Origin of the sequence: Azospirillum lipoferum (genome assembly GCF_024170005.1) — a bacterium.
GTDB lineage: Bacteria > Pseudomonadota > Alphaproteobacteria > Azospirillales > Azospirillaceae > Azospirillum > Azospirillum lipoferum.
This window is the reverse complement of the sequence record NZ_JALJXJ010000038.1, coordinates 1-7248: the sequence shown is the minus strand read 5'-3', so window position 1 is coordinate 7248 and position 7248 is coordinate 1. Positions and strand designations below refer to the sequence as shown.

At 64.4% G+C, this 7248-nt stretch carries 10 protein-coding genes; 7 read left to right on the top strand and 3 right to left on the bottom strand.

Annotation, left to right across the window (positions count from 1 at the left end; all coding sequences use genetic code 11):
• From J2848_RS35690 to J2848_RS35670, 5 genes are all read left to right on the top strand, one after another.
• A partial coding sequence (locus tag J2848_RS35690; RefSeq protein WP_253568865.1) for a 2Fe-2S iron-sulfur cluster-binding protein occupies window positions 1-402 on the top strand: 402 nt, incomplete at its 5' end.
• A gap of 146 nt (window positions 403-548) precedes the next feature.
• Window positions 549-1097: a carboxymuconolactone decarboxylase family protein gene (locus J2848_RS35685; protein WP_149235378.1), complete on the top strand. Its 549-nt coding sequence runs from the start codon at window positions 549-551 to the stop codon at window positions 1095-1097.
• 88 nt (window positions 1098-1185) lie between these two features.
• Entirely contained in the window at window positions 1186-1650 is a 465-nt protein-coding gene (locus J2848_RS35680) for a nuclear transport factor 2 family protein (RefSeq protein WP_149235377.1), read from the top strand.
• A gap of 30 nt (window positions 1651-1680) precedes the next feature.
• On the top strand, window positions 1681-2022 hold the full coding sequence (locus J2848_RS35675) for a hypothetical protein (protein WP_211103359.1): 342 nt from the start codon (window positions 1681-1683) through the stop codon (window positions 2020-2022).
• A 190-nt stretch (window positions 2023-2212) separates the two neighbouring features.
• Window positions 2213-3103, top strand: a complete 891-nt coding sequence (locus J2848_RS35670; protein ID WP_149235376.1) for a LysR family transcriptional regulator — start codon at window positions 2213-2215, stop codon at window positions 3101-3103.
• 35 nt (window positions 3104-3138) lie between these two features.
• Here J2848_RS35670 and J2848_RS35665 read toward each other — a convergent pair whose 3' ends face one another.
• Together J2848_RS35665 and J2848_RS35660 are read right to left on the bottom strand one after the other, a co-directional pair.
• On the bottom strand, window positions 3139-3888 hold the full coding sequence (locus J2848_RS35665) for a pirin family protein (protein WP_149235375.1): 750 nt from the start codon (window positions 3886-3888) through the stop codon (window positions 3139-3141).
• Window positions 3889-3951: 63 nt separating this feature from the next.
• Window positions 3952-4527, bottom strand: a complete 576-nt coding sequence (locus J2848_RS35660) for an isochorismatase family protein (protein WP_149235374.1) — start codon at window positions 4525-4527, stop codon at window positions 3952-3954.
• Window positions 4528-4666: 139 nt separating this feature from the next.
• Here J2848_RS35660 and J2848_RS35655 point away from each other — a divergent pair, with 139 nt between their 5' ends.
• Window positions 4667-5566 carry a LysR family transcriptional regulator gene (locus J2848_RS35655; RefSeq protein WP_149235373.1) on the top strand — a complete coding sequence of 300 codons (900 nt, stop codon included), beginning with the start codon at window positions 4667-4669 and terminating at the stop codon, window positions 5564-5566.
• Here the strand turns inward: J2848_RS35655 and J2848_RS35650 are convergent.
• Window positions 5563-5892, bottom strand: a complete 330-nt coding sequence (locus J2848_RS35650; RefSeq protein ID WP_137140775.1) for a winged helix-turn-helix transcriptional regulator — start codon at window positions 5890-5892, stop codon at window positions 5563-5565. The genes J2848_RS35655 and J2848_RS35650 overlap by 4 nt on opposite strands.
• Window positions 5893-6045: 153 nt before the next feature.
• Here J2848_RS35650 and J2848_RS35645 point away from each other — a divergent pair, with 153 nt between their 5' ends.
• Window positions 6046-6999, top strand: a complete 954-nt coding sequence (locus J2848_RS35645; RefSeq protein WP_246194476.1) for an NADPH:quinone reductase — start codon at window positions 6046-6048, stop codon at window positions 6997-6999.
• Window positions 7000-7248: the final 249 nt, after the last annotated feature.

The window sequence follows — 7248 nt, the reverse complement described above, 5'->3', positions numbered from 1 at the left end:
GACGGGCTGCGGGGCCGCAACATCGCCGACGGGCGGATCCATGCCGAGGCCTTCGGACCGTCGTCGTTGAAACGCACGGCCGATGCCGGCGCCGCCCCCGCCGTCCGTCCTCCGCCGTCGACCAGACCGGTCCCCGTGGCCTTCATGACGTCCCTGAAGGAGGACCGCTGGACACCCGCCTCCGGCACCTTGCTGGAACTGGCGGAAGCCCGCGGCCTGGAGCCCGAGTACAGCTGCCGCGAAGGCACCTGCGGCACCTGCCGCACCAAGCTGCTCAAGGGTTCGGTGACCTATGTCCGCGAACCCGGCGCCAGCGTCGCCGACGACGAGGTCCTGATCTGCAGCGCCGTGCCTGCCGAAGTGGGGCCGGACGGGGAAAACCGCATCCAGCTCGCCCTCTGACCCGATTCCTAAAGCCAATCTCAAGCCCCATTGCTGCCCTCAACGCAACAGTCCCTTCCTCCTTTCCGGCATTCAGCGCCGCAGAGGTTGGGGCCATCCTGACTGGGACGTGAGCAGTGCTCCCCCACACAACCGGAGAAAAGACGATGTCCTACATTCCCACCCCCGCGATCATCGAAGACGCCCCCGAGGCATCGCGCCCGATCCTGGAGGGCGTGCAGAAGCAGCTCGGCCGGGTGCCGAACATCTTCCGCCTGGTCTCGAACAGCCCGGCGGCGCTGGGCGGCTGGACCGCCTTCCAGGGCGCTCTCGGCAAGGGCAGGCTGCCGCTGGCGACCCGCGAACGGATCGCGCTCGCCATGGCCGAAGTGAATGGCTGCGATTATTGCCTGTCCGCCCACACCTTCACCGGCTCCAAGTTCGCGAAGCTCGACGACAGCGAGATCGCGGCCAACCGCCGCGGAAGCTCGAACGATCCCAAGGCTGCGGCGGCGGTGGAGTTCGCCAAGGCACTGGCCGTTGCCCGCGGCGCCGTCGGGCCGCAAGCGATCGAGGCGGTCCGCGCCGCCGGCTACGGCGATGCGGAGATCCTCGAGATCATTGCGCATGTCGCCCTCAACACCTTCACCAACTACGTCAACGAAGCGCTGGGAACCGAGATCGACTTCCCCCGCATCGACGGCCTCGCCGCGTGACCTGAAGCACGGGTGGCAACTCCCCTGCCGCCCGTCTCCCCTGCCCATTTTACCCATCTCCCATTTTACCCATCTCAAGGAGCACTCCATGTCCCGTCCGCCGCTTCCCCCCTTCACCGAAGAATCCGCGATCGAGAAGGTCCGGCTTGCCGAAGACGGCTGGAACAGCCGCGATCCGGCGAAGGTCGCTCTCGCCTACACCGAGGACAGCCGCTGGCGGAACCGCGCGGAATTCGTGACAGGCCGTGCCGAGGTCCAGGCCTTCCTCACCCGCAAATGGAACAAGGAACTCGAATACCGGCTGATCAAGGAACTCTGGGCCTTCGCGGGAAACCGCATCGCTGTGCGCTACGCCTACGAGTATCGCGACGACAGCGGCCAGTGGTTCCGCGCCTATGGCAACGAGAACTGGGAGTTCGCCGAGGACGGGCTGATGCGCGCCCGGCACGCCAGTATCAACGAACACCCGATCGCCGAGGCGGACCGCAAGTTTCATTGGCCGCTCGGCCGCCGACCGGACGACCATCCCGGTCTCAGCCATTTCGGCTTCTGACGCCGACATCTCCGACCGAGGATTGCCGTCATGGCTGGATTCACTCTCAACGAGCGGGCGCGGTTGTCGATCGAACTCGCTCTGACCGCCGGCAGCGGAGACGTACCGCTGCTTTTGCGGCAGGATGCCGACGCCACCAGGCTCGGTCTGACCAGAGCCGAAGTCGATGTGGCGAGAAAGGGATCCAGCTTCGACTTTCCCATCTCACAGGCGATAGCACTTGCACTCGCGTCGAGCGACGAGGATCGCGCGGTGCGGCGGGAGCGGGCAGCGAGGGCCGGGATCGACGGCCCCGCCTGCCTGGAGATCGAACATTTGGCAGCGGCCTTGATGAAACGTCCATCAACGAAGGCTCGGCATCATGGACTCTGACCTTGGACTCTCCATCCTGCGGCCCTTCGCGGCGGTCGCTGTGCTGCTGCATCCCCTACGGCATCCATCCAAACTCCGTTTGCCGAACCGGCAATCGCCCGGCTATTACGAGGAGATGCTGAAGCGGGATCCTGGTGCCGGTTCAGAGTCACTCATGAAAATCCTTTGAGCGTGCGGGAGGCAGCGGCAGATGGATCGTTGGCAGGCGATGAAGGTTTTCGCGAAGGTGGCGGAGACCGGGAGCTTTGCCGAGACCGCCCGCCTCATGCACCTGAGTGCGCCCGCGGTGACGCGTGCCGTGGCTTCCCTCGAGGATGTGATCGGTGCCAGACTGTTCGTCCGCACGACCCGTTCGGTCAAGCTGACTGAAGCGGGCACCCGTTACTTCGAGGATTGCCGCCGGATCCTCTCCGACATCGCGGAGGCGGAGGCTGCGGCGGGCGGTTCCTATGCCAACCCCACCGGAACGCTCGCCGTCACGGCCTCCGCGCTCTTCGGGCAGATGTATGTGCTGCCGATCATGACCGAATTCCTGAACAGCCATCCGGGGATGCGTGCCCGGACGCTCTTCATCGATCGGCCCGTCAACATCGTCGAGGAAGGCATCGATGTCGCGGTGCGGATCGGCCATCTGCCGGATTCGGGCTTCACCGCCATCAAGGTCGGTACGGTCCGGCGGGTGATCTGCGGCTCGCCGTCCTATTTCGAGCGCCATGGCGTCCCGACGGTGCCGGCCGACCTCAAAAGCCATCGGATCGCGGCTTCGACCAGCGCATGGGCATCCCCGGAATGGCGGTTTGCCGGGGATCAGCGGGTGACGATCGACCCTGTCCTTCAATGCAACACCAACGAAGCGGTGATCGCAACCGCCAAGGAAGGCTGGGGTCTGACGCGGGTTCTCCATTATCAGATCGGCCCGGCCCTCGTTGAGGGGCATCTGCAGATTGTGCTCGGCGATTACGAGGAACCGCCATTGCCCATCCATATCCTCTACCCAGAGGGGCGCCATGCTCCCGCGAAGGTGAGGGCATTCATCGATCTGGCGGTGGCGCGCCTGCGGGAGAACCGTCTGCTGAACTAGTCATTCTCGTCCGAAGTATCGTTGGACGGTTCCGGTCAGCGGGACCGCCGCCACTGGTTCCCGCTGAACATGCCGCCGCGGTAGACCTCAGCCTTGGTATCGATCGAGAACAATACGACATCGGACGCTTCCAATCCGGTCGGATGGCTATCGAACCCGGCTGTGAACACGCTTTCGCCTTCCGAGATATTCTCGTTCCCCAGGGCGATCTTTCCGCTGAAGACGTAAAGCAGGATATTCCTTCCCGCCTCGGTGGCCGGCAGTCGCAATTCAACGCCATCGCTGATCCTGGCGTCGAAGACCCTGACATCGGATCGTACCGCCAGCGGGGCCTCCCCCGGCCCGGCGATCAGACGCCAGCCATCGACGCTGCTCTCCTCCCGGAAATCGTGGAACTGCACCATCGGCTCAAGATCGGGTGCCTTCGGCCGCAGGAATATCTGCAGCGCCTGCACCGGGCGGTCGCCAAGCATCAGTTCTTCATGTTGAAAGCTATGGCCGGCGTTCATCATCATGAAGTGCGTCTTGTCGAGCCTCTTCTCATTTCCGACCGTGTCGCGATGGAGCATCTCGCCGCTGCGGATGTAAGTCAGTATCTCATCGTCCTTGTGCGGGTGCATGCTTATGAGGTGGCCGGGTTGAACCTGGGCGCGATCGATCCTGCCGATGGGGCCGATCCCGCTGTCGTCTGACGTGAGCGTCAGTCCGGGATACAGGATCTCGACGCCGAAGCCTTGCCTGAAGTCGCCGTGCATCCGGCCTGCAGGAATCCTGGTCATGGTCATGGAAGTCATCCTCCGATCCCGGCGCGGGCTCTGCCGCCCGCGCCGAACACGGGTATCCTGTATTCAATGGTAGTTCAGGATGCCGACGAGCTTCTGGCCGAGCGGGCTCGTCCAGTCGACGGCAAGCTCGGAGATGATCTGGTCGACGGTCGTGATGACCGCGCCGGCCTTTTCCATGCGCCGCAGCGCGATGTCGTCGCCGTACCTGGTGTAGGAGGCGGACGCGTCGGCCGAGACCTGGACTTCGTAGCCCTCGTCGAGCATCTGCAGGACCGGGAAGGTGACGCAGATCTCCGTCGTCACGCCTGCGACGAACAGCTTCTTGCGGCCGATCCCCTTGACGGCCTGGTTGAAGCCGTCGTGGTGCATGGCGTTGACGATGCCGGGACGCTTGATGCGGGCTGCGAAGGCCTCGGGCAGGATCGCTTCGAGTTCCGGCAGCAGCGGCCCCTGGATCTGGTCTTCCATGCTTGATGTCAGGATGGTCGGAATGTTGGCGGCCTTGGCGATGCGGGCGAGCTTCAGCGCGTTCTGCTTGACCAGGTTGATGTCGTGCGAGTGGGTCCAGGCCATCGTGCCGATCTGGTGGTCGATCAGCAGCATGGCGGAATTCTCCGGGGTGAAAACGTTCTTGTGCATTGCCGTGTTCCTTTTTCATGTCGGCGGCGGTGGGTGACAGTGGTTTCGATCCGCTCGATGACTGGAATCTAGCGTTGCGATTAACGGCACGGTATCCCTATGAAAAGCCACTCTATGGAACGAAAATTGGAACACGGGAATGATCAGCTTCGAGGACATGCAGACCTTCGTCGAAGTCGCCGACGGCGGCGGAATCACGGTCGCCGCAAGGCGTCTCGGCCTGCCGAAGTCGATCGTCAGCCGACGGCTGGTCCGCCTCGAGAGCGAGCTTGGCGTCCAGCTTCTGGCGAGGACGACGAGAGGCGCCTCGCTCACGGAGGCGGGTGTTTCCTTCCGCGAGCACGCCGCCCGCATGTGCCTTGAGATGGACATCGCCCGCGAGGAGATGCTGCCGACCGGAGAGTTGAGGGGACGGCTGCGCGTGGCGGTTCCCTCGTCCTTCGGTCCCGGACACTTCGCGCCGGCGCTCGCCGAACTCGCCCGGCGGCATCCGCTCCTGCAGCTTCACGCCCATTACAGCGACCGATATGTTGATCTGGTGGCGGAAGGCTTCGACTGCGGCATACGGGTTGGCTACCTCCAGGATTCGAACCTGACGGCGAGAAAGATCGGCGCCTTCGCGGCCGGCCTGTTCGCCAGCCCGGAATACCTGCGGGTCCACGGCGTCCCGCAGAAACCCTCGGACCTGCTAGACCATCAGGCGATCCTGCAGGGAACCGAAAGCTGGAAGGTGTCCGACGGCAGCAGGACGGTCGTCGTCAACGGCCAGGGGCGGTTCAAGGCGGACAGCGCCGTGGGCATCGCCGAAGGGACGGCGGCCGGACTGGGCGTCGCGGCGCTCCCTGTCGTAATCGCGCAAAGCTACGTGACCGCAGGCGCCCTCGTGCCGATCATGGCGGAATACGGCCTGCCGGAAATCGGCGTCTACATCGTCAGGCCGCCGGGATCGCACGTATCCAGGAAAGTCAGGGTGCTGATCGACTTCTTCGTGGAGCGGTTTTCGGCGAACTCCGGAACCGGTCAGCGGGATGTGGGCTAGCCCTTTGTGGACAGGCGCCGCTCCTGAAACGCAACACCCCAGTCCCGCATGGCCATCAGTACGGGCGCGAGAGTCTGCCCGAACGGAGTGAGCGAATACTCCACGCGCGGAGGGACCTCGGCGAAGACTTCACGGGCGACGATCCCGTCGGCTTCGAGTTCGCGGAGTTGCATCGTCAAGGAGCGCTGGCTCGGGTCTCCGACCAGGCGGCGCAGCTCGCCGAAACGGCGCGGACCATCGAGGAGACGGTAGATGATCATCGGCTTCCACTTGCCTCCGGTGACGTCGACGGTGGTTTCGACGGGGCATTTCCGGCCAACGGTCATCGATCACTCCAATAGTGTACTTTCTATCCCTATAGGCAGAACTGTTGCCTACTTGCAAGTTCGCCTGCGTCGCACCTAGCTGGAGGCAGCCAATTCGAGAGGTGCGTCATCATGCGGGCTGCTTTCTATGACAGACAGGGAACTGCGAGGGAGGTGCTGACCGTCGGCGACCTGCCCGATCCGCAGCCGGGAGCCGGGGAGGTCCGGGTGAGGGTGGTCGCCTCCGGCATCAACCCTTCCGACATCAAGACGAGGACCGGTTTTGGCGGCAAGGCCATGCCGTTCCCGCGGATCGTGCCGCATCAGGACGGAGCGGGCGTCATCGACGATGTCGGCCCCGGCGTGCCTTCGGAACGCATCGGCGAGCGGGTCTGGATCTACATGGCGCAGACGGGGAGGGCGTTCGGTACCGCGGCCGAATTCGTCGTCGTGCCTTCGGTGCAGGCCGTCAGGCTTGCCGACACCGTGTCCTTCGAGATCGGCGCGTCCCTCGGCGTCCCGGCGATGACCGCGCACCGGTGCCTGTTCGCGGACGGCGACCTGCGCGGCAGGCGGGTTCTCGTCCAGGGCGGAGCGGGCGCCGTGGGCAATGCGGCGATCCTCCTTGCGAAATGGGCAGGGGCCTGGGTGGCAGCAACGGTGAGCCGCGACGAACAGGCGGATGTCGCCCGAGCGGCCGGTGCGGATCTCGTCGTCAACCGGCATGAGGAAGACGTCTCCCAGGCGGTGAGATCCGCGACCGCCGGCCACGGAGTCGACCGCATCGTCGACGTGGACATCTCCGCCAACATCGACGTGGCGATCGCCTGTCTCGCACGCGACGGCGTCATCTCGGCCTATTCGACGAAATCGCCGCAGGCCTCTCTCGCGATCCCGTTCTTCCCGGCACTGCTAGGCGGCTTCTCGTTCCGTTTCGTCTACGTCTACACCATGCCGGAAGCAGCGATGCGGCAGGCGGCCGAGGAGGTCTCCGCCTGTGCCGCATCCGGAGCCTATGCCCCGCGGATCGTCAAGACATATGACCTCGACGCAGTGGCCGAAGCACATGAGTTCCAGGATAGCGGCAAGGCGGTCGGAAAAATCCTTGTCCGATTACAAAACTCGTGACGCGTGCAGTGCAAGCACCGCTCCATGGATTGATCGTCACGAGACCATGGTTTTCGGTTCCAGAATCGCCTTGGTTAAACACGTCGTACTCGCGACCGATTCTGGACTGAAGTGGTCCCCGTTTCCCGGACAGTTTGGCGGCTGGAATAAGCTCGGTTCGGGTTCGTATCATGCCGCCAATCTGATCTGGTCCCGTGTGCCCCGGTAGGCCTCTGCCGGTGTTCTGCCGCCGAGCGCCGAGTGCGGGCG